20 protein-coding genes are annotated in these 21,478 nt (G+C 71.1%); 12 read left to right on the top strand and 8 right to left on the bottom strand.

Going from position 1 to position 21,478, the window contains the following annotated elements:
• Nucleotides 1–630 (top strand): sulfite exporter TauE/SafE family protein (locus E1294_RS31860; protein WP_132514603.1); only part of this gene is annotated, 630 nt, incomplete at its 5' end.
• Between the two features lie 12 nt (nucleotides 631–642).
• Here the strand turns inward: E1294_RS31860 and E1294_RS31855 are convergent.
• A complete protein-coding gene (locus E1294_RS31855; protein WP_132514601.1) occupies nucleotides 643–1,188 on the bottom strand; it encodes a GrpB family protein in 546 nt (181 codons plus the stop codon).
• 187 nt (nucleotides 1,189–1,375) lie between these two features.
• On the opposite strand from E1294_RS31855, the gene E1294_RS31850 reads away from it, so the two are divergent.
• From E1294_RS31850 to E1294_RS31835, 4 genes are read left to right on the top strand one after another with little or no spacing between them, the layout of a single operon-like run.
• Nucleotides 1,376–2,488 (top strand): sugar ABC transporter substrate-binding protein, encoded by a 1,113-nt coding sequence (locus E1294_RS31850; RefSeq protein ID WP_132514599.1) that lies wholly within the window; start codon nucleotides 1,376–1,378, stop codon nucleotides 2,486–2,488.
• A gap of 57 nt (nucleotides 2,489–2,545) precedes the next feature.
• Complete coding sequence (locus E1294_RS31845) at nucleotides 2,546–3,310, top strand: ATP-binding cassette domain-containing protein (RefSeq protein WP_132514597.1); 765 nt, start codon at nucleotides 2,546–2,548, stop codon at nucleotides 3,308–3,310.
• A complete protein-coding gene (locus E1294_RS31840; RefSeq protein WP_132514595.1) occupies nucleotides 3,307–4,569 on the top strand; it encodes a sugar ABC transporter permease in 1,263 nt (420 codons plus the stop codon). The genes E1294_RS31845 and E1294_RS31840 overlap by 4 nt, the downstream gene beginning before the upstream one ends.
• A 35-nt stretch (nucleotides 4,570–4,604) precedes the next feature.
• A complete protein-coding gene (locus tag E1294_RS31835) occupies nucleotides 4,605–5,807 on the top strand; it encodes an ROK family transcriptional regulator (protein WP_132514593.1) in 1,203 nt (400 codons plus the stop codon).
• A gap of 21 nt (nucleotides 5,808–5,828) precedes the next feature.
• Here the strand turns inward: E1294_RS31835 and E1294_RS31830 are convergent, their stop codons facing one another.
• Both E1294_RS31830 and E1294_RS31825 read right to left on the bottom strand, forming a co-directional pair.
• Nucleotides 5,829–6,581 carry a neutral zinc metallopeptidase gene (locus tag E1294_RS31830; protein WP_132514591.1) on the bottom strand — a complete coding sequence of 251 codons (753 nt, stop codon included), beginning with the start codon at nucleotides 6,579–6,581 and terminating at the stop codon, nucleotides 5,829–5,831.
• 16 nt (nucleotides 6,582–6,597) lie between these two features.
• Nucleotides 6,598–7,449, bottom strand: a complete 852-nt coding sequence (locus tag E1294_RS31825) for a neutral zinc metallopeptidase (RefSeq protein ID WP_246083424.1) — start codon at nucleotides 7,447–7,449, stop codon at nucleotides 6,598–6,600.
• Between the two features lie 168 nt (nucleotides 7,450–7,617).
• Between E1294_RS31825 and dxs the strand changes: the two genes are divergently transcribed.
• Both dxs and E1294_RS31815 read left to right on the top strand, forming a co-directional pair.
• A complete protein-coding gene (gene dxs, locus E1294_RS31820) occupies nucleotides 7,618–9,522 on the top strand; it encodes a 1-deoxy-D-xylulose-5-phosphate synthase (protein WP_132514609.1) in 1,905 nt (634 codons plus the stop codon).
• 62 nt (nucleotides 9,523–9,584) lie between these two features.
• Entirely contained in the window at nucleotides 9,585–11,057 is a 1,473-nt protein-coding gene (locus tag E1294_RS31815; protein ID WP_132514587.1) for an amino acid permease, read from the top strand.
• A 56-nt stretch (nucleotides 11,058–11,113) separates the two neighbouring features.
• On the opposite strand, the gene E1294_RS31810 is transcribed toward E1294_RS31815, so the two are convergent.
• From E1294_RS31810 to E1294_RS31790, 5 genes are all read right to left on the bottom strand, one after another.
• Nucleotides 11,114–11,497 (bottom strand): SSI family serine proteinase inhibitor, encoded by a 384-nt coding sequence (locus E1294_RS31810; RefSeq protein ID WP_132514585.1) that lies wholly within the window; start codon nucleotides 11,495–11,497, stop codon nucleotides 11,114–11,116.
• Between the two features lie 88 nt (nucleotides 11,498–11,585).
• Nucleotides 11,586–13,673 carry a 3-hydroxyacyl-CoA dehydrogenase NAD-binding domain-containing protein gene (locus E1294_RS31805; RefSeq protein ID WP_132514583.1) on the bottom strand — a complete coding sequence of 696 codons (2,088 nt, stop codon included), beginning with the start codon at nucleotides 13,671–13,673 and terminating at the stop codon, nucleotides 11,586–11,588.
• Nucleotides 13,670–14,833: a thiolase family protein gene (locus E1294_RS31800; RefSeq protein ID WP_220448038.1), complete on the bottom strand. Its 1,164-nt coding sequence runs from the start codon at nucleotides 14,831–14,833 to the stop codon at nucleotides 13,670–13,672. The genes E1294_RS31805 and E1294_RS31800 overlap by 4 nt, the downstream gene beginning before the upstream one ends.
• 62 nt (nucleotides 14,834–14,895) lie before the next feature.
• Nucleotides 14,896–15,645, bottom strand: coding sequence for a hypothetical protein (locus tag E1294_RS31795; RefSeq protein ID WP_132514579.1), 750 nt, complete (start codon nucleotides 15,643–15,645; stop codon nucleotides 14,896–14,898).
• A gap of 101 nt (nucleotides 15,646–15,746) precedes the next feature.
• Nucleotides 15,747–16,478 (bottom strand): SDR family NAD(P)-dependent oxidoreductase, encoded by a 732-nt coding sequence (locus E1294_RS31790; RefSeq protein WP_132514577.1) that lies wholly within the window; start codon nucleotides 16,476–16,478, stop codon nucleotides 15,747–15,749.
• Nucleotides 16,479–16,553: 75 nt separating this feature from the next.
• Between E1294_RS31790 and E1294_RS31785 the strand changes: the two genes are divergently transcribed.
• The 5 genes from E1294_RS31785 (at nucleotide 16,554) to E1294_RS31765 (ending at nucleotide 21,443) form a co-directional block, all read left to right on the top strand.
• Nucleotides 16,554–17,126 carry a TetR/AcrR family transcriptional regulator gene (locus E1294_RS31785; RefSeq protein WP_132514575.1) on the top strand — a complete coding sequence of 191 codons (573 nt, stop codon included), beginning with the start codon at nucleotides 16,554–16,556 and terminating at the stop codon, nucleotides 17,124–17,126.
• 202 nt (nucleotides 17,127–17,328) lie between these two features.
• A complete protein-coding gene (locus E1294_RS31780; RefSeq protein ID WP_132514573.1) occupies nucleotides 17,329–18,603 on the top strand; it encodes a hypothetical protein in 1,275 nt (424 codons plus the stop codon).
• 148 nt (nucleotides 18,604–18,751) lie between these two features.
• The gene (locus E1294_RS31775) at nucleotides 18,752–19,744 is read left to right on the top strand and encodes a LacI family DNA-binding transcriptional regulator (protein ID WP_181958585.1); all 993 of its coding nucleotides are present in this window, start codon (nucleotides 18,752–18,754) and stop codon (nucleotides 19,742–19,744) included.
• On the top strand, nucleotides 19,741–20,514 hold the full coding sequence (locus tag E1294_RS31770) for a sugar phosphate isomerase/epimerase family protein (protein ID WP_132514571.1): 774 nt from the start codon (nucleotides 19,741–19,743) through the stop codon (nucleotides 20,512–20,514). Before E1294_RS31775 ends, E1294_RS31770 begins: the two co-directional genes overlap by 4 nt.
• An 8-nt stretch (nucleotides 20,515–20,522) precedes the next feature.
• A complete protein-coding gene (locus tag E1294_RS31765) occupies nucleotides 20,523–21,443 on the top strand; it encodes an alkaline phosphatase family protein (RefSeq protein ID WP_132514569.1) in 921 nt (306 codons plus the stop codon).
• Nucleotides 21,444–21,478 lie beyond the last annotated feature (35 nt).

Here is a 21,478-nt window from a genome sequence, read left to right as displayed (position 1 = left end):
GTGCTGACGATGCTCGACCCAGGCCTGATGCCGGGCGCCATCCAGGTCGTCAATCTGGCGATGCCGCTGTTCACGCTGGCCGTCGAGTGGCGGCGGGTGGAGTGGCGGGGAGTGGGGTTCGCGCTGCTGGGCAGGGTGCCGGGCAGCGCTATCGGCGCAGCAATTATTGTCTACACATCCATATACGCCAGGAGCGTCTTCGTGGCGGTCATGGTGCTGGCCGCCGTGGTCCTGACCGCCAGGGCGCTGAGCGTGCCGCGCACCGGCGTGACGATCACCTCCGCCGGGTTCGTGTCCGGCGTCACCGGCACCGCGACGGGCATCGGCGGGCCGCCCATCGCGCTGGTGTACCAGAGCGCCAAGGGCCCGCAGATCAGGGCGACGCTGGCGATGTTCTTCTGCCTGAGCGCGCTGCAGTCGCTGGCGATCCTGGCGCTGGTGGGCGAGCTGCCCGCTCGGGCCCTGGCGACGGGGGCGACGCTGGTCGCGCCCATGGTGCTCGGGTTCCTGGTGTCGGGGCCGCTGCGGCGCTATCTCGACGGCGGGAAGGCACGGATGGCCGTGCTGGTGGTGGCGACCGCTTCGGCGCTCGCGCTGATCGTGCAGAACGTGGTCATCGGGTCGCCGTGACGGCGCGGCGGCTCAGGCGTCGCTCGCGCCGGGGCGCCAGCCGGTGCGCTGGGCCCAGGCGTCGGCGCGTCGCACGATGTCCCACACGTACGGCTCCTTGGCCGTGACGTATTCCTGCCGCGCGTCGCGGAACCGGTCGGCGCACCGCCGTTTCGCCTCGGCGAACTCGCTCGCGGCTGCGGGGTGCGCGCGCAGGTAGTCGCGGAACAGCAGCGGCAACTGCTGGGAGAAGCTACCGAGCTCGCGCACGTGGACGTGGGTCCTGCGGCGTCCCGGCGCCTCGCGGAAGTAGCGCTTGGTCAACTCGGGGTTGTCCGCCCGATGGACCAGGCCGATGAGCTCCAGCGGACGCTTGAACGCCTCGAGCGGTTCGAGTGAACGCACCGCGATCTGCACGTCGATCACGGGCTTGGCGGCCAGGCCGGGCACCGAGGTGGAGCCGATGTGGTCGATCCGCACCGCGACGGAGCCGAGCGCCGCGCGCATCGTCCGGCCGAGCGCGGCGAAGCCGGCGGGCCAGCCCGGATCGTAGTCGACGATCTCGACCGGACCTCCCATGCCCCGATTGTCGCCCACCCCCACCTGGCGCGCCCCCGGGGACCCCGACGACGGGCGTTGTGTTTCCTGATTGTTACTAGAAACAACAAACTACCGCGCCACTGGGTCTTCCAAAGCAGTCCATCCCGGAATACGTTGCCGCAAACAACATTCATCCGGGCCCCTCCGGAAGAAAGGACCCTGCACTATGCGTAAGGGGATCCTCAGCCTGACCGCCGCGGCAGCCGCGCTCGCTCTCGGTCTCACCGCCTGCGGGGGCGAAAGCGGTCAGACCTCCTCGACCACGGCCTCCGCCACCGCCTCAGCGGCACCGGCGGGCAAGATCGGCGTCATCCTGCCGGACAGCAAGTCCTCGGCCCGGTGGGAGACGGCGGACCGCAAGTACCTCGAAGAGGCGTTCAGAGCCGCCGGCGTCCAGTACGACATCCAGAACGCCCAGAACGACAAGACGGCGTTCCAGACCATCGCCGACCAGATGATCACCAACGGCGCCACCGTCCTGATGATCGTCAATCTGGACAGCGGCACCGGCAAGACGGTCATTGACAAGGCCAAGTCTCAGGGCGTGGCCACCATCGACTACGACCGGCTGACGCTCGGCGGCGGCGCCGCCTACTACGTCAGCTTCGACAACACCAAGGTGGGCCAGCTCCAGGGCGAGGGCCTGGCCAAGTGCCTGACCGACAAGAAGGCGGACAAGCCGATCGTCGCCTACCTCAACGGCTCGCCGACGGACAACAACGCCACCCTGTTCAAGGCCGGGTACGACGGGGTGCTCAAGCCCAAGTTCGACGCCGGCGAGTACGTCAAGGGGCCGGAGCAGTCGGTGCCCGACTGGGACAACACCCAGGCCGGGACGATCTTCGAGCAGATGCTGACCCAGCAGCCGAAGATCGCCGGAGTGCTGGCCGCCAACGACGGCCTCGGCAACGCCGCCATCACCGTGCTGAAGAAGAACAACCTCAACGGCAAGGTTCCGGTCACCGGCCAGGACGCCACCGTCCAGGGCCTGCAGAACATCCTCGCCGGCGACCAGTGCATGACGGTCTACAAGGCCGTCAAGAAGGAGGCCGACGCCGCGGCCAAGCTCGCGGTGGCGCTGGCCAAGGGGGAGAAGCCCACGGCGAGCAGCAGCGTCAAGGACCCGGAGAGCGGCCAGGACGTGCCCGCCGAGCTGATGGAGCCGCAGGCCATCTACTTCGACAACGTCAACGACGTGGTGGCCGACGGCTTCGTGACCAAGGAGGAACTGTGCACCGGTGACTTCGCCGAGAAGTGCACCGAGGCAGGAATCGAATAAGACCAAGGGGTACGGCCCGCTTCACGAGCGCGGCCGTACCCTCCCTTAGGGAGCCCCATGACCCCCCTCCTTGAAGTGCGCGGGATCGACAAGAGCTTCGGCCCGGTGAAGGTCCTGCACAAGGTCGAGTTCTCGGCGTACGCCGGCGAGGTCACGGCGCTCGTCGGCGACAACGGCGCCGGTAAGTCGACGCTCGTCAAGTGCGTCGGCGGCATCTACCCGATCGACGACGGCGAGATCCACTTCGACGGCCGCCCGGTCCAGGTCCACAGCCCGCGCGACGCGGGCGAGCTGGGCATCGAGATCGTTTACCAGGACCTCGCCCTGTGCGACAACCTCGACATCGTCCAGAACATGTTCCTCGGCAGGGAGCGCAGGCGCGGCCCCCTGCTCGACGAGGACAGCATGGAGGAACTGGCCGAGCGCACGCTCAGCAGCCTGTCCGTGCGCACGGTGAAGTCCATCAGACAGCAGGTCTCCAGCCTGTCCGGCGGGCAGCGGCAGACCGTGGCCATCGCCAAGGCCGTGTTGTGGAACAGCAAGGTCGTCATCCTCGACGAGCCGACCGCGGCCCTGGGCGTGGCCCAGACCGCGCAGGTGCTCGAACTGGTGCGCAGGCTGGCCGACACCGGGCTGTCCGTCGTGCTCATTTCGCACAACATGAACGACGTGTTCGCCGTCTCCGACCGGATCGCGGCGCTCTATCTCGGAAGGATGGCCGCCCAGGTCAAGACCGCCGACGTGACGCACGCGCAGGTCGTCGAACTGATCACCTCCGGCCGCAGCGGCGATCTCGGCCTCAAGAACGGGGTCACGCCATGAACAAGGTCAAGGAACTACCCGGCGAGGCGATCGTCGCGGCGACGCAGTCACCGTCGATCGGCAACAGTTTCCTCGCCTACGTCCAGCGGGTGCGCGGCGGTGACATGGGCGCGTTGCCGGCCGTTCTCGGCCTGGTGGTGCTCTGCGCGGTCTTCGCGGTCGCGCGGCCCTCGTTCGTCACCGCGATCAACTTCGCCAACCTGTTCACCCAGGGCGCCGCGATCACGCTGATCGCGATGGGGCTGGTGTTCGTGTTGCTGCTCGGTGAGATCGACCTGTCGGCCGGCTTCGCCAGCGGCGTGTGCGCGGCGGTGCTCGCCGTCACGCTGACCAGCGCGGGCCTGCCCTGGTACGTGTGCGTGGCGGCGGCCATCTTCACCGGGGTGCTCATCGGCATGGCGCTCGGCACCCTGGTCGCCAAGGTGGGCATACCGTCGTTCGTCGTGACGCTGGCGGCGTTCCTCGCCTTCCAGGGCCTGGTCCTGGTGCTGGTCGACGAGGGCACGAACATCTCCATCAGGAACAGCGTGATCGTCGCCATCGCGAACAGGAACCTGCCGCCGTGGCTGGGCTGGGCGCTCTACGCGCTCTGCGTGGCGGTCTTCGCGGGTGTGCAGCTCAGGCGGGCCAGGACCCGCGCCAAGCGCGGCCTGACCGCCGACCCGATGTCGTTGATCGCGTTCCGTGTGGGCATGCTGGCGCTCTTCGCCGGGCTCGCGGTCTTCGCGCTCAACCTGGAGCGCAGCCGCAATCCCGAGCTCGTCTCGCTCACGGGCGTGCCGATCGTGGTGCCGCTCATCCTGGTGCTGCTGGTCGTGTGGACCGTGGTGTTGCGCCGCACCGCGTTCGGCCGGCACCTGTACGCGGTCGGTGGCAACGCCGAGGCCGCGAGGAGAGCGGGCATCCCGGTCGACCGGCTCAAGATCAGTGCCTTCGTGATCTGCTCCTCGATGGCCGCGATCGGCGGGATCGTGGCCGCGTCCAGGGCCAGCTCCGTCGACCCGAACACGGGCGGCAGCTCCGTCCTGCTGTACGCCGTCGGCGCGGCCGTCATCGGCGGCACGAGCCTGTTCGGCGGCAAGGGCAGGGTGCTGGACGCCGTGATGGGCGGCGCCGTGGTGGCCGTGATCGAGAACGGCATGGGCCTGATGGGGTATGGGGCCAGCGTGAAGTACCTGGTCACCGGGTCCGTCCTGCTGCTCGCCGCGGGTGTCGACGCCATGGCGCGCAAGCGGGCGGCGGCCGCTGGTTTAAGGTGATCAGCGACTCGCAGCCCCTGAAGGAACTCCAGACCATGCGTGCCGGACCCTCTCAAGAGGACATCAGACGCCACAATCTCGGCGCGCTGCTCCGGCATGTTCATCTGGGCGGGCCGATCTCGCGCGCCGAGCTCACTTCGAGGATGGGGCTCAACCGGAGCACCATCATGGCCCTGACCTCCGACCTCACCGCCGCAGGGCTGGTACGCGAGGAGCTGCCGCGCGAGACGGGCCGGGCCGGGCGGCCCTCGCTCGTGGTGCGGCCCGAGTCGGCCCGGGTCTACGTGTTCGCGTTCGACGTGGGCCCCGACCGGCTCGCGGTGGCCCGCGTCGGGCTGGGCGGGGTCATCCTCGACCGCAGGGAGGTTCCGCGCGACCGCGGCCGGTTCAAGCTGGACGAGTTGGCCGCGGCGCTGTCCGGGTTCGCCCGGCAGATGCGGCGCAAGACCAGGGCCGACACCGTGTGCGTCGGCGCGGCGGCGGCCGTGTCCGGCGGCGTGCGCAAGGCCGACGGCGTGGTCACGTTCGGCCCCAACCTGATGGACGAGGAGGTCCCGTTCGGCGAGGAGCTGGGCCGCAGGCTGGGTCTGGGGCTGCCCGTCAGCGTGGGCAACGACGCCAACCTGGCCGCGCTCGCCGAGCACAGCCGCGGGGTCGGCGTGGCCGTCAAGGACCTCATCTACCTGCACGGCGACGTCGGCATCGGCGGCGGGATCATCGCGGGCGGTCACCTGCTCGGCGGCCACGACGGCTACGGCGGGGAGGTCGGCCACATGGTCGTCAACCCGGGCGGCCGCGCCTGCGGCTGCGGCTCCAGCGGCTGCCTGGAGGCGGAGGTGGGAGAGCGGGCGCTGCTGGAGTCGGCCGGCCGGTTCGGCGCGCAGCAGGGCAGGGACGCGGTCAGGGCCGTGGTGGAGGCCGCGGACCGGGGCGACATCGGAGCGCAGGAGGGCCTGAAGCGGGTCGGCGAATGGCTCGGGCTCGGCGTCGCGAACCTGGTGAACATCTTCAACCCGGAAATGTTGATCTTCGGCGGGATGTTGCGGGAGATCTATCTCGGCTCGGCGGCGCAGGTGCGCACGCAGCTCACGCTGCACGCGATGGCGCCGCAGCGTGATCGGCTGCGGCTGCGCACGTCGGCTCTGGGCGACGCCGCCACCCTGGTGGGGGCGGCCGAACTCGCCTTCGCCCACGTCCTGTCCGACCCGCTGGAGGTGCTGGCCCGAGCCAACGCCTGAGAAGCGCCGCGGGCCAAAGGGTCAGGTGACCTGGGAGTCGCCCGCCGTCCAGGTGTCGCAGAAGCCGGTCGCCCCGCCGCGGAAGCCGCGGTCCTGCCAGAGCGCCAGGTTGCTCGGCTTGCCGTGGGTCTCGCTCTCGTCCGCCTTGCTCACCGCCTCGATCCACGCCTCCCACGCGATGCCGGGGTCGATCGAGTCCAGCGCGGCGCTGTAGAAGACGCCCGCGTAGCACTCGGCCTGCATCTCCAGCCGGTGGCTCAGCAGGGTCCGCGCGCGCTCCGAGGCCGGCGCGTACAGCGCTTCGTGCGCGCCGAGCACGCCGGTGAGCTGCTGCACGTGGTGTCCCCACTCGTGGGCGATGGAGTGCGCGATGTTCATCCTGAACGGGTCACGCAGCTCGTGCCGCATGATCCGGACGGCGATCGTCCGCTGCTCGGGGCAGTAGTGCGCGCCGTTGCCGGTGATCGTGCCGCACACCGAGTCGGTTCCCGTCGTGATCGTGACGGTGGGCCGGGTGTAGGCCAGGCCGGCCACGGCGAACGTGACTGCCCAGAACCGGTCGGCGCAGTCGGCCATCGCGTGGTGGAACGACCTGAGCGAGGCCACGCTGCCCAGCCGGATCGCCGGGACGTCGCACTCCAGCGGCATGACCCCGCCACTGCTCATCTCGCCGGAGAGCCCGGCGTGCGCGGTTCGTTGCCCCGCGCGGGCGGGGCTTGGTACGAGCAGGCCCGCGACCATGCACATGACAACCGCTAAGTGGGATACGCGCACGATGGCGGATTTTAGATCATCTGACGTTACGTGACGCAGTGGCCCAGGTGTTGCACGCGCCAGGCGTGCCCCGTTCGAACCCGCGTGACATCCAGGCTGCCTGCGTGGGGCCCCTGCCGTGGTCGTTCTGGGGCCAGCCCTTGGCGCCGTTCTTCCTGAACCATTCCACGGTGTAGGCCCAGTCGGCGTCGGAGACCAGGTCCGAGCCCCGCATCGTGCTCATGAAGGCGGCGGAGAAACACTCCGCCTGGAGTTCGGACTTGCGCGAGAGCTGCAGCCGCCTGGCCTTGCCCGCCAGGGTCCTGGCCGTCCAGTAGTAGTTCCAGATGCCGGAGATCTGCTGCACGTGGTGGCCGTACTCGTGGGCGATCAACCGGGTGATCCCGAGCGGGAACGGGTTGCGCAACTGGTCCTTGCTGATCATCAGGTACATGGTGCGGTCGGTGGAGCAGTAGACACCGTCGGCGCCGGCGTTCCACACCCCGCAGGGCGTCCTGACTTTCCGAGTGATGATGCGCAGGCGCGGTTTGGTGAAGGTCATCTCCGCCTTGCGGAACTGCGCGCCCCACACCCGGTTCAGGCACGCGGTCACACGGGTCAGAAAGCGCCGGTACGCGATGATGCTCCTGGCAGGCAGGGCGCCGGGCCGGCAGTTCACGTCGCTGAGCCGCCCGGTCCTGTAGAGCGGATTCCGCGTCGCCATCGCCCGGCCGAGGTCGGGTGCCCCCGCCTGCCGGCCCGAGGCCCGGGAGGGAGGGGCGGCGAGCTGCTGGGCCCCGTTGCGTAACCCCTCCGCGCTCATGGTCACGTCCACCAGAACGAGCACCAGACCGGCCGCTGCCAGGGCAAGAGCGAGTGTGGCCGCCACAAGTGCTGCGAGTTTAGTTTTGGGGACGGAGTTCATAGGTACCGAAAGAGTAGGTCAAGATCGGACATACCGGGGTGGATTTGACTCGATGGAGTCAGTGAGGCGTCCGCGAACTACACTCGGGGAATCGGCGGACAAGAGCAGAGGGGAGTCGGATCCGTGAGCGGGTTGCTGGGCTCGGTAAAGGGACCGCAGGACGTCAAACGGCTCGCTGTGGAGGAGTTGCCGCGGCTCGCGGGGGAGATCCGTGACCTGCTCGTCGACTCGTGCGCGAAGTACGGTGGCCACCTCGGCCCCAACCTCGGCGTGGTCGAGCTGACCATCGCCGTGCACCGGGTCTTCGACTCGCCGGCCGACCCCGTCGTCTGGGACACCGGCCACCAGGCGTACGTGCACAAGCTCCTCACCGGCCGCGCGTCCGGGTTCAACGCCCTCAAGCAGGAGGGCGGCCTGTCGGGCTATCCGAGCCAGGCAGAGTCCGACCACGACTTCGTCGAGAACTCCCACGCCTCGACCGCGCTGTCCTACGCCGACGGCCTGGCCAAGGCGTTCAAGCTGCGCGGTGAGCGCGACCGCACGGTCGTCGCGGTGATCGGCGACGGCGCGCTGACCGGCGGCATGGCCTGGGAGGCACTCAACAACATCGCCGCCGCCAAGGACCTGCCCGTCGTCATCGTGGTCAACGACAACGGCCGCTCCTACTCGCCCACCATCGGCGGCCTGGCCTCACACCTGTCCTCGTTGCGCGTCAACCGCCACTACGAGGACGTCCTCGAATACGTCAAAGACAAGATCGGCAACGTTCCCGTCCTCTACGACGCGCTCCACGGCTTCAAGAAGGGCGTCAAGGACGTCATCGCGCCGCAGGTGATGTTCGAGGACCTCGGCCTGAAATACGTCGGGCCCATCGACGGCCACGACGAGCAGGCCATGGAGGCGGCCCTGCGCAAGGCCCGCGGCTTCCGCGGCCCCGTCATCGTGCACGCGCTCACCCAGAAGGGCCGCGGCTACGCGCCCGCGGAAGACCACGACGAGGACCAGTTCCACTCGCCTGGCGCCTTCGACCGGGCCACCGGCGCGGAGAAGCCCAAGGGCCGCATCTGGACCAACGTGTTCAGCGAGGAGCTCGTCCGGCTCGGCAAGGAGCGCGACGACCTGGTCGCGATCACCGCGGCCATGCTCCACCCGACGGGCCTCAACGCGTTCGCCGAGGCCTACCCCGACCGCATCTACGATGTCGGCATCGCCGAGCAGCACGCGCTCACCAGCGCCGCGGGGCTCGCCCTCGGCGGCATGCACCCGGTGGTGGCCGTCTACGCCACCTTCCTCAACCGCGCGTTCGACCAGCTCCTCATGGACGTCGCCCTGCACAGGCTGCCGGTCACCGTCGTGCTCGACCGGGCGGGTGTCACGGGCGACGACGGCGCCAGCCACAACGGCATGTGGGACCTGTCCATCCTCCAGGTGGTGCCCGGGCTCAGGGTCGCGGTGCCGCGCGACGGCGACCGGCTGACCGAGCTGCTGCGCGAGGCCCTGGAGGTCTCCGACGGCCCGACAGCGCTGCGTTTCCCCAAGGGCCCGGTCGCCGAGGCGCTCGACGCGGTGGGCCGGCTGGGCGAGATGGACGTGCTGCGCGCCCCGAAGGGCGACCCAGAGGGCGAGCACGAGGCCGAGCCCGACGTGCTGCTGGTCGGCGTGGGCCCGATGGCGCAGGTCTGCATGGACGCTGCGGTCCTGCTCGATGCCCAGGGCATCGCGTCGACCGTGGTCGACCCCCGCTGGGTCAAGCCGCTCGACGAGGCGCTCGTTCCGGCGGCGAAGGAGCACAGACTGGTGGCCGTCGTCGAGGACAACGGCCGGGTGGGCGGGGTGGGCGACGCCGTGGCCCGGCTCCTGCGTGACGCCGACGTCGACGTGCCCGTCCGCACCTTCGGCATCCCGCAGGAGTTCCTCGACCACGCCAAGCGGGCCGCGATCCTCGGCCGGATCGGTCTCACCGGTCAAGACCTCGCCCGCCAGATCACCGAGGCGGTCGCCATGCGCGCCCAATCCGCCGAGCCCGCCCGCCGCTGAGCACCCTCGGGGGCTGACCCTCGGCGGCGCATGATAGCCGAGGGCGTGGGAAGGCGCTGTGCGTGGACATCTTTCGCACGAAGAGCGTCGAGCAGTCGATCCGCGACACCGAGGCCCCCGAGCACCAGCTGCGCAAGCGCCTGACCGCCACGGACCTGACGGTCTTCGGCATCGGCGTGATCGTCGGTACGGGGATCTTCGTGCTCACGGGACAGGTCGCCAAGGAGCTGGCCGGCCCGGCGGTGGCGCTCTCCTTCATCGTCGCCGCCGTCGTGTGCGCCCTGGCGGCGCTGTGCTACGCCGAGTTCGCCTCCACGATCCCGGTGGCCGGCTCCGCCTACACCTTCTCCTTCGCCACCCTGGGGGAGTTTCCCGCCTGGGTGATCGGCTGGGATCTGATCCTGGAGCTGGCGCTGGCCGCCGCCGTGGTGTCGGTGGGCTGGGCGGGCTATTTCGCCTCGATGCTGGCGTCCGCCGGCGTCGAGTTGCCCGCCGCGATCGCCGGTGACGATCCCGTGGTCAACCTTCCCGCCATCGTTGTCGTCGCCGTCCTCACGACGATCCTGGCGGTCGGCATCAAGCTGTCCTCGCGCGTCAACCTCATCCTGGTGATCACTAAGATCGCCGTGGTGCTGCTGGTCATCGTGGCCGGGCTGTTCTTCATCAAGGGGGCCAACTACACGCCGTTCATTCCCGAGCCGGTGCCCACGCCGCGCGTGGAGGGGCTGAAGGCGCCCCTGATCCAGCTGCTGTTCGGCATCACGCCGGTCGCGTTCGGCGTGATCGGCATCTTCTCGGCCGCGGCGATCGTGTTCTTCGCGTACATCGGCTTCGACATCGTGGCCACCGCAGCGGAGGAGACCGTCACGCCGCAGCGCGACGTGCCGCGCGGCATCATCGGCTCGCTGGCGATCTGCACGGTTCTGTACGTCGCCGTCTCCCTCGTCGTCGTCGGCATGCTGCGCTACAGCGAGCTGAGCACGTCGGCGCCGCTGTCGGACGCCTTCATCGCGGTCGGCCAGCCGTGGCTGGCCGGGATCATCAGCGTGGGGGCGCTGGCCGGCCTGACGACCGTGGTCCTCGTGCTGCTGCTGGGCCAGACCCGGGTGCTCTTCGCGATGTGCCGCGACGGGCTGCTGCCGCGCCCGATGGCCAAGGTCAATGCGCGCTTCGGCACGCCGGTCCGGCTCACGATCCTCATCGGGCTGGTGACGATGGCGCTGGCCGGGTTCGTGTCGTTCGGCGAGCTGGCCGAGCTGGTGAACATCGGCACGCTCTTCGCGTTCGTCGTGGTCTCGATCGGCGTGATGGTGCTCAGGCGCACCAGGCCGGACCTGCCGCGGGCGTTCAAGGCGCCGCTGGTGCCGGTCCTGCCGATCCTGTCGGTGCTGGCCTGCGTCTACCTGATGCTCAACCTGCCGGCGCAGACGTGGTTGCGGTTCGTCATCTGGATGCTCATCGGCATCGTGCTCTACTTCGCCTACGGCTACTGGCACAGCAGGGCGGCGATGCCCTGGCAGAAAGCCGGCCGCTGAGCACCAACGGCCGGACAACACCGGGGGTGGGGCGCGGACCACCCCCATAACTGGGGTCAGAGCGCGGCCACGGCCCCGGTCGCGGCCTTGGCCTGGCAGCCGTTGGCGAAGACCTTCCCCCACTTCACCGTCTTGCCGTGCCACCGGCCGACGACCCCGATCACACGCGGCTGGAACTCCTTCGTGCACGCCGTGTTGGGCGAGACGTTGAGCTTGGCCGGGTCGCCCCCGACCTGGCGCAACTGGCGGCAGGCCGTGCGGGCGTCGGGGTGGGAGCCCCCGGTGGGCGCGCAGTGGAGCCAGGCGGTCTTCGTGGCCCCGCCCTTGACCGAATTGACGATCTTGAGCTGCACCTTGGGGTCGCGCGCCGCCACGGCGGGCGACGACGCGCCCGCCAGGAGGGCTCCGCAGAGCGCGATGGTGCCGGCTGCTCTCATCATGGTTACTCTCCGTTCGTTGGACGGCACCAAACGCTACGGCGGAGGAGAGCGCGGCGTGCGGAGGCCCGCCGAGCGGGCCCCCATAAAATCACGCGGGCATCGAGGCCACGCCCGGGGCGAGGAAGCGGGGCCGCGCGATGCCGGACCTGTCCAGATACGGCGTGATGCCGCCCAGATGGAACGGCCAGCCGGCGCCGAGGATCATGCACAGGTCGATGTCCTGCGCCGCCGCGACGACGCCCTCGTCCAGCATGATCCGGATCTCCTCGGCCAGCGCCGCCAGCACCCGCTCGCGCACCTGCTCGGCGGCGGACGCCCGGGAGCCGCCCGCGAAGAGCGCCACCGCCTCCTCGTCGAGCGTGAGGTCCGGCAGGTAGATGCCCGGCTTGCCGGCGGCGACCAGCCTGGCCAGGCTCGCCGAGACGCCGAACCGCTCGGGGAACGCCTCGTGCAGCGTCTCCGCCACGTGCAGGCCGACGGCAGGCCCGACCAGCTGCAGCAGCGCGAACGGCGTCATCGGCAGGCCCAGCCCGTCGAGCGCGTGCTCGGCCGTCTCCAGCGGCGTGCCCTCGTCCACGGCCGCCACGACCTCGCCCATGAAGCGGGTCAGCAGCCGGTTGACCACGAACGCCGGAGCGTCCTTGACCAGCACCGACGACTTCCTCAGCGTCCTGGCCACCGCGAACGCCGTGGCCAGCGTGGCGTCGTCCGTAGCGGCGCCCCTGACGATCTCCAGCAGCGGCATGACCGCGACCGGGTTGAAGAAGTGGAACCCGACCAGCCGCTCGGGGTGCGCGAGATCGGCTCCCATCGCGGTCAGCGACAACGAGGAGGTGTTCGTGGCCAGCACGCAGGAGGGATCGACCACGGCCTCCACCTCGGCGAAGACCTGCTTCTTGACCGCCAGGTCCTCGAAGACCGCCTCGATCACGAAGTCGGCGCCGGCGAAGGCGTCCTTGGCCGGCGAGCCGGTCACCAGCGATGTGAGCCGGTTGGCCTGGTCCTGCGAGACGCGGCCCCTGGCCAGCAGCTTGCCGATCTCGTCCCGTACGTACGCCACGCCCTTGTCGAGCCTGGCCTGGTCGAGGTCGGTCAGTACGACCGGCACCTCCAGCCGGCGGGCGAACAGCAGCGCCATCTGCGAGGCCATCAGCCCCGCCCCGACGATGCCGACCTTGGTGACCTTGCGGGCCAGGGAGGGGTCCGGCGCGCCCGCCGGCTGCTTCGCGCGCCGCTGCACCAGGTCGAACGCGTAGAGCCCGGCCCGCAGCTCGTCACCTGTCAGCAGGTCGGCCAGCGCCTCGTCCTCGGCGGCGAACCCCTCGTCGCGGGTGGCGGTGCGGGCCTGGGCGATCAGGTCGAGCGCCCTGTAGGGGGCGGGCGACGCGCCGCGCAGCTTCATGTCGACCAGGAAGCGCGCGTCGCCGACCGCCTTGTCCCAGCCGTCGTGCTCGGGCCGCTCCACGACCACCTCGCCGTTGACCACCCGGGCGGCCCAGCGCAGCGACTCCTCCAGGAAGTCGGCGGGCTCGAACATGGCGTCGGCGACGCCCAGCTCGTAAGCCTCCTTGCCCTTGGTCAGGCGGTTCTGCGCCAGCGGGTTCTCGATGATCAGCTTGACCGCGTCCGCCGGGCCGATCAGGCGTGGCAGCAGCTGCGTGCCGCCCCAGCCTGGCACCAGGCCGAGGAAACACTCCGGCAGCGCCACCGCGGTCACGCCCGAGGAGATCGTCCGGTACGTGCAGTGCAGCGCGACTTCGAGCCCGCCGCCCATGGCAGCGCCATTCACGAACGCGAACGACGGGATCGGCAACTCTCCGAGCCGGCGGAACACGTGGTGGCCGAGCGCGGCGACGGCCAGCGCCTCCTCGCGGGTGGCCAGCGCCGCCGCGCCCTTCAGGTCGGCGCCGACGGCGAAGATGAACGGCTTGCCCGTCACGCCCACCGCGGCCAGGTCGGTGCGCTCGGCGATCTCCGACAGGGCGCCGTTCAGCGCGAACAGGCCGTGCGGGCCGAACGTGTTCGGCCGGGTGTGGTCGAAGCCGTTGTCCAGGGTGATCAGCGCCATGGTGCCTGCCCCGCCGGGCAGGCGCACGTCGCGTACCAGCGCCTTGGTGACGACCTCGTCGGTGCCGCGCTCGCTCAGCAGCGCACGCCAGTTCTCCAGCTCGCTCATGCCAGGTTCTCCCAGATCACAGTGCCGCCCATGCCCAGGCCGACGCACATCGTGGTGATGCCGTAACGCACGTCCGGACGCTCGCCGAACTGCCGCGCGAGCTGCGTCATCAGCCGCACGCCCGAGGAGGCCAGCGGGTGGCCGTAGGCGATGGCGCCGCCGTAGGGGTTCACGCGGGGGTCGTCGTCGGCGATGCCGAAGTGCTCGAGGAACGCCAGCGCCTGCACGGCGAACGCCTCGTTGATCTCGAACAGCCCGATGTCGGAGATGCCCAGGCCGGCCAGGCGCAGCGCCCGCTCCGTGGACGGGATCGGGCCCACGCCCATGACCTCGGGGTCCACGCCCGCGAACGCGTACGACACGAGCCGCATCTTCGGCGCCAGCCCCAGCTCGTCCGCGGTCTCCTTCGCGGCCACGACGCAGCCGGTGGCGCCGTCGTTGATGCCGGAGGAGTTGCCCGCCGTGACGTTGCCGTGCGGCCTGAAGGGCGTCTTGAGCGCGCTCAGCCCCTCCATGGTGGTGCCCGGCCTGGGAGCCTCGTCCTCGACCGCCAGGCCCCAGCCCTTTTCCGCCGTCCTGATCGCGGTCGGTACGAGGTCGGACTGGATCCTGCCGTCGGCGTAGGCCTTGGCCGCCCGCTCCTGCGACAACACCGCGTACGCGTCGGCCCGCTCCTTGGTGATCGACGGGTAGCGATCGTGCAGGTTCTCCGCCGTCATGCCCATCACCAGGGCGCTCGGGTCGACCAGCTTCTCCGACAGGAAGCGCGGGTTGGGGTCGACGCCCTCGCCCATCGGGTGGCGGCCCATGTGCTCGACGCCGCCGGCGATGGCGACGTCGTACGCGCCGAACGCGATGCCGCCCGCGACCGTGGTGACCGCGGTCATCGCGCCCGCGCACATGCGGTCGACGGCGTAGCCGGGCACGGTCTTCGGCAGCCCGGCCAGCACCGCCGCCGACCGGCCGATGGTCAGGCCCTGGTCGCCGATCTGCGTGGTCGCGGCGATGGCGACCTCGTCGACGCGCTCGGGCGGCAGGCCGGGGTTGCGCCTGATGAGCTCGCGGATGACGCGGACGACCAGGTCGTCGGCGCGGGTCTCCGCGTACAGCCCTTTCGGCCCCGACCGGCCGAAGGGTGTGCGCACGCCGTCGACGAACACGACGTCACGAGAGGAAGGCACGGATTCGCTCCTCGTTCGCTGAATGGGGTTCCGCGCCTATGCTACTCGTCAGTAACCACTCCGAGGACGAGTGCGGTCGTCAGCAGCGCGTACACCGCCGCCGTCGCCGGCTCCCAGAGATGGGCGCGGGCCGCGAGCAGGGCGGCCACCGCCGCGGCCGCACCCGCCCAGAGCGCGCCCGTCCTGAGCGCTGCCGTGCGCGGGCGCGTGCCGTGGCCCGGATCCCACGGATCCCCGGGGGAGGTGCCCGATCGCCTGGCGCGCGCCAGCAGCCCCAGCGCGTCACGGGCCCACCACAGCAGGAACAGCACCCCCGCGCCGCAACTCGTCACCGCCAGGGCCTCGACCGCCCAGCTCAGCTCGTCGGCGACGGCGTACAGGGCGGCCTGGTCGAAGAAGTCCGGCGTGGTGCCGCCGAGCAGCAGCGTCACCACCCAGCCCGCGGCGACGGCGAGCCGGCTGAACGGTCGTGTCCCGCCCGAGCGTGCGGCGCCGTACAGCTCGTGCTCGCGCCACCGGACCAGGCGGGCCCGCACGCCCCAGGCGTACTGGGTGGCGGTCATCGCGGGCAGCGCCGCCACGAGGACCACCAGGGACAACACCGCGAGCGGCGCCGTCTGCTCCCTGGTCGGCGCCCGGTCGGCGAGCAACTGCGCGGTGGTCAGCACCGCGATCGAGGCGGACAGCGCGACGAAGGCGCGGTGGCGGGCGGCCCTGGCGCGGGCCCGCAGCCCGGCCACCTGCTCGGCGCCTGGAGGGGGAGCCATCTCGGTCAGCAACATGACCGTCATGATGGCGTCACCCCGCGTAGCGACGCCTGTGATTCGCGTCCATTGGATGGAGCCCTCGATGCCGCCGGCGCGGTCGGGGCCCGGGGCGAGCCGCTGCCGCGTCAGGCCGTGACGCCGGCGTCCACGGGGATGGCGGCGCCCGTGATGGAGCGCCCGCCGTCGCCGGCGAGGTGGGCGACGGTGGCGGCGATGTCGTCGGGCGAGCAGTAGACGCCGAGCGCCGTGTAGCCGCGTTCCACGTCGGCCTCGGGGCTGTCGGCGGGGTTCATCGCGGTGTCGGTGGAGCCGGGCTGCACGACATTCGCGGTGATGCCGCGCGGACCCAGGTCCCTGGCCAGGCCCTTGGCGAGGCCGACCAGGGCGGACTTGCTCATCGAGTACGCCGTCCAGCCCGCGTACGGCACCCGCTCGGCCAGGCTGCTGCCGATGAGGACGATGCGGCCTCCGTCCGGCAGGTGCCGGGCCGCCGCCTGCGCCAGCACGAACGACGCGCGGGTGTGCACGGCCAGCACCTCGTCCACCTGGGCGAGCGTCACCTCCTCCAGCGGTCCGTACGGCGCGATGCCGGCGCTGCCCACCACCACGTCGAGCCGGCCCAGCTCCCGCGCCGTCCGCTCGACCGCCTCGACGAGCTCGCGCGGGTCGGCGGCCTCGGCGCGCAGGGCGAGCCCGCGCCCGCCGGCCGCCTCGATCTCCTGGACCACGGCGGCGGCCCGGTCGCCGGCGCTCCGGTACGTGATGGCGACGTCGAAGCCGTCGCCGGCCAGGCGCCGCGCGGTGGCCGCGCCGATGCCTCTGCTGCCGCCGGTGACGAGGGCGACCTTGCGTTCCATGACTCCTCCTCAAAATGGAATACGTTCCGCTTGTTACCGTAAGCGGAATCGATTCCGGATGCAAGCGATGCAAGGATGGTGATCGTGAGACGCGAGCGCAGTGACGCGGCCCGCAACCGTGCGAAGATCCTCTCCGCGGCCGAGCGCATCGTGGCCGCACACGGGGTGGAGGGCCTGTCCATGGCGGAGGTGGCGGCGGCCGCCGGAGTGGGCGTCGGCACGCTCTACCGGCGCTTCGGCGACCGGTCGGGCCTCGCGTACGCGCTCATCGACCGGCGGGAGCGGGAGTTCCAGGCCGCGTTCCTCGAGGGCCCGCCGCCTCTCGGTCCGGGGGCCGAGCCGGCCGAGCGGGTCAGGGCGTTCCTGCGGGCACTGGCGGACCGGACGGTCGAGCAGCTCGACCTGCTGCTCATGGCCGAGACGGCGAGCCCGCTGGCCCGCTTCGGCGGCGCGTACGACGCCTACCACGGTCATCTGGTCATGCTGATCGGCCGGCTGCGCCCGGAGGCCGACGCCTACGGCCTGGCCGACGCGCTGCTGGCGCCGCTGTCCGCCGAGTTGCTCGCCCACCGGCTCAGGAGATGCGGGGTGGGGGGCGAGCGGATCACGTCGGCGCTCGACGAGTTGGTGTCCGGTCTCGTCCGCTGAGTCACCTGTTGCGGTCGGCACAGCTTTGGGGCACACGTTACACAGCGTGTTTTTAGGGAAACATGTGAAATTTCCGGACAAGTGGTGGTCGTGTCTGCTAGGAAAGGGCGGGTCGTATTCGTATTAGAGAGGTTCCATCGTGGCGCGCGACGAGAACGACAGGCCATACGAGGATGGGCAGGGTAGGTCGTTAAACCCGGAGATGACGGGTGATGTGCTGTCCCCGCGGTGGAGCACTGAAGACACCGACGAGCAACCCGCCATCCAGGTGGTCGGCAACGAGACCTACATCCTTCCGCTGGAAAAGGGCGCCGAGCCCCAGTTGATCGAGCGGCGTGACGTCCTTGACGACCCCGGGCATCACGACGTGCTCAGCGGGACGACCTCGGCGTACGACGCCGGCGGCGCGCATGACGTGCTCGACGGGGGGAGCGGCCAGCGTGACGTGCTGGGTGGCGGCGATCCCCATGACGTGCTGGGCGGCGGGAACGACTCCCACCGTGACGTGCTGGGCGGCGGGAACGACTCCCACCGTGACGTGCTGGGCGGTTCCGGCGGGCATGATTTCGGCGGCCCGAGTGGCCCGCATGATTTCGGCGGGCCCAGCGGCGGGCATGATTTCGGCGGCCCGAGCGGTCCGCATGATTTCGGCAGGCCCAATAGCGAGCACGAGTTCGGTGGTCCGAGCGGTCCGCACGACTTCGGCGGCCCGAGTGGCCCGCACGAGGTGCTCGACGAGCGCGGCGGCTCCCGCCGCGCCGACGACGAGGCCCCCTACCTCCCGCTCGACCGGGGTTATGAGGCGGACGACCACGACGACGACAAGCCCAAGCGGGGTTTCCTCGGCTCCGGCTGGACCGACGAATCCAGCGCTGGACGTTCCTCCCGTGGCGGTGATGGCGGCGGCGAGGGTGAGGTGCGTCACCGCACCCGGGTCCTGCTGGTGGCGGCCGCCGCGGTGGTGCTGGTCGGCGTCGGTGTGGGCTGGATGCTCACCGGCACGTCCTCCGACGACCCGTGCGCCGGCGGCAGGTGCGCCAGCGCCGGCGAGGTGACCGCCCCCTCCGACACGGCCGTCCCCTCGGAGGAGGAGCAGACGCCGGTGGAGGAAACCGAGGCCGAGCCCTCCGACTCGGCCACCGACGAGCAGCCCACCGAGACGGGGCCGGCGCGGCCGGACCGTGCGCAGGAGCAGACCCGGCCCACGCGCGAGCCGCAGAGCCGCCCGTCGCCCACGCGCGACATCGGCGACCCGACCAGCAAGGCCAGCCCCAGGTCCACCCGGTCCCCGCAGGGGCAGATGCGGGACACGGACACCTCGAGCGAGACGCGGGTGAACAGGGAGCCGGAGAGCGCCGGCCGGGAGTCGCAGGATCAGCCTCCCGCGACGCAGCCGACGCAGGCCCCGGTGCCCGAGCCCGAGCCGACCGAGGAGGAGCGGAAGGGGCTGCTCGACATCCTGTTCCCCTGGGCGTAGGGCCTGGGGACATCCTGTTCCCCTGGGCGTAGGGCCTGGGTGTAGGACAGACCACTCTCCGGGTGGGCCGCCGGTCGCGGTCCACCCGTAGGATGCGGATCCAGGTGCTGGTCTGGCAGACTTGGAAACCGCTTTCCTGGGAGGTCTCGTGGTCACGCTTGAAGACGTCGCCAAGCAGGCGGGCGTCTCCCTGGCGACCGCCTCGCGGGTGCTCAACGGCAGCACCCGCCAGGTCGGCGCGGCCCTGCGGGCGCGGGTCGAGCAGGCCGCCGACGAGCTGGGCTACCGCGCCAACATCGCGGCCCAGACGCTGGCCCGCGGCGCGAGCAACGTCATCGGCATCGTCGTCCACGACCTGACCGACCCCTATTTCGCGGCCCTGGCCGACGGGGCCATGCGGGCGGCGGCCACCGAGGGCCTGCTCGTCATGGTGGGCACCACACATCGCGACCCCGAGCAGGAGATCGCCTACGTGGCGACGCTCAACGCCCAGCGCGTCAGGGCGGTGCTGCTGGTCGGCTCGCGCGTGGCCGATCCGGCCGTCACCGGGCGCCTGCGCGGCGAGCTGGCCCGATACCAGGCGGGCGGCGGGCGGGCGGCCTGCGTGGGCCAGGACCTGCTCGGCGTCGACACGGTCGCGCCGGCCAACCGGCTGGGCGCGGCCGAGCTGGCCAGGGCCCTGGCCGATCTGGGGCACACACGGTTCGCGGTGCTGGCAGGGCCACCGCATCTGGTGACGGCGGCCGACCGCTGCGCCGGGTTCGTCGAGGCGCTGGAGGAGCTGGGGCTGCCCGCGCCGCAGGTGATCCACGGGCCGTTCGACCGCGACGGCGGCTACGCCGCGGCCTCGCAGGCGGGCGGTGCGACCTGCGTGTTCGCGGTCAACGACGTGATGGCGGTCGGGGCGCTCGCGGCCTATCGCGAGCGCGGCGTCCGGGTGCCCGACGACGTCTCGGTGGCCGGGTTCGACGACATCGTCACGCTGCGTGATCATGTGCCCGCGCTGGCGACCGTGCGCCTGCCGCTGAAGGACATGGGGGCCCGGGCGCTGGAGCTGGCGCTGGGCGAAGGAGATCCGGTCGTGGTCGAGCAGGTCGCGGGCGAGGTCGTGTTGCGCGAGAGCGTGCGGAGGATGACGTGAGGCTGGCGGTCAGCACGCTGGGCATGCCCGGCGAAGGGCTCGACAGGGCGATCGAGATCGCGGCCGGAGGCGGCTGCCAGGGGCTGGAGCTGCGCCTGCACCCCGACACCGGCGTGCACGCCGGCCTGGACGCCGCGGAGCGGCGGTCGGTGCGGGAGCGGGTGGAGCGGGCGGGCCTGGAAATTTCTGCCCTTGCTGGATATGTCGGCGTTTGCGAGCCCGGACCGGACGAACCCGTCGTCGCGGCGCTCCTCGCCGACCTGCGGCTCGCCGCCGATCTGGGCGCTCCAGGCGTGCGGGTCTTCCCCCGTGGCGACGATCCGGCGGTGGGCGCCCGCAGGCTCAAGGCGGTCTCCGGTACGTCGGGCGCCCTCGGCTGCCGCGTTCTCGTCGAGACGCACGACGACATGGCCACCGGCGCCGCCGTGGCCGCCCTGCTCGCCGAGGCGGGCTGTCCCGAGACCACCGGCGCGCTGTGGGACCTGCTGCACCCCTGGCGCAACGGCGAGTCGCCGGCCGACTCGCTCGCCGCGTTCGGGCCCCACCTGGCGTACGTCCAGGTCAAGGACGCGGTCTCGGCCCGCGACACCACGCCGGTGCCCTTGTGGACCGGGTCCGTGCCGCTCGACGAGGCGGGCGGGCTGCTGCGCGGCGCGGGCTACGGCGGCTGGGTGTCGCTGGAGTGGGAGCGCACGTGGTATCCGCAGGTCGCTCCGGTCGAGGAGATCCTGCCGGGCGCGGCCGACTGGGTGCGACGTTTCACCGCTTAGATGGGGGGATGTCCCCATCTAAGAACAAAGTGCTCGTCGTCGGGATGGACGGCCTGCGCTTCGACCGGCTCCAGGCCGTGGGCGCGCCGGTGCTGGCCGAGCTGATGGCCTCCGGCGCGTACGGCACCAGCATGCTCCCCTACGGCGAGGCCGGCACACCGCGTACGGAGTCGCCCGGCGAGGTCGTGCCCAAGACCCCCGAGCCGGCGGCCGGCGGACGGGTGATCAGGTCGCGTACGGACTCGGGGCCCGGCTGGTCGTCCATCGCCACCGGGGCCTGGCCCGACAAGCACGGCGTCGTAGACAACAGCTTCACTGCACCCCAATTCCAGAAATTTCCGGACTTCCTGACCCGTGCGAAGGAGGCCCGTCCCGAGCTGAACACCGCGGCCTTCTTCTCCTGGGCGGCGCTCGCCGAGCACGGCGCGTTCGGCCCGGCGGTCGACCGCCGGTTCGTGCTCGACGGATACACGATCGGCTGGGCCGAGGCCGACGAGCAGGTCGCCGCCGCGGCCGAGCGGCACCTGACGGAGACCGACCCGGACGCCGTGTTCGTCTACCTGGGCGACACCGACGAGGTGGCCCACGATCTCGGCCCGCTCTGTCCCGAGTACACCGCCGCCCTCCAGACCCAGGACGCCCACCTGGGACGCCTGCTCGACACCGTCCGCGCCCGGCCCTCGTACGCGCGCGAGCGCTGGACCGTGCTCATCACCACCGACCACGGTCACGTGGACGAGGGCGGTCACGGCGGCGTCTCGGAGGAGGAGCGCACGGTGTTCGTGATCGCCAACCGGCTGGGGGAGCACCTGACCGGCCGTTTCCTTGCCGGTCCCCGGCTGGTCGACGTGGGTCCCACGGTGCTTGCCGTGCTCGGAGTGGCCGTCGATCCCGGGTGGGATCTGGACGGTGCGCCGCTGGGACTGTGACGTCTTTCATCAAGTGTTGAATTTCTGTCGGGAAA

Source organism: Nonomuraea diastatica (genome assembly GCF_004349015.1).
Taxonomy (GTDB): domain Bacteria; phylum Actinomycetota; class Actinomycetes; order Streptosporangiales; family Streptosporangiaceae; genus Nonomuraea; species Nonomuraea diastatica.
The sequence above is the reverse complement of the archived record's forward strand: the minus strand, read 5'-3'. Positions and strand labels throughout refer to the sequence as shown.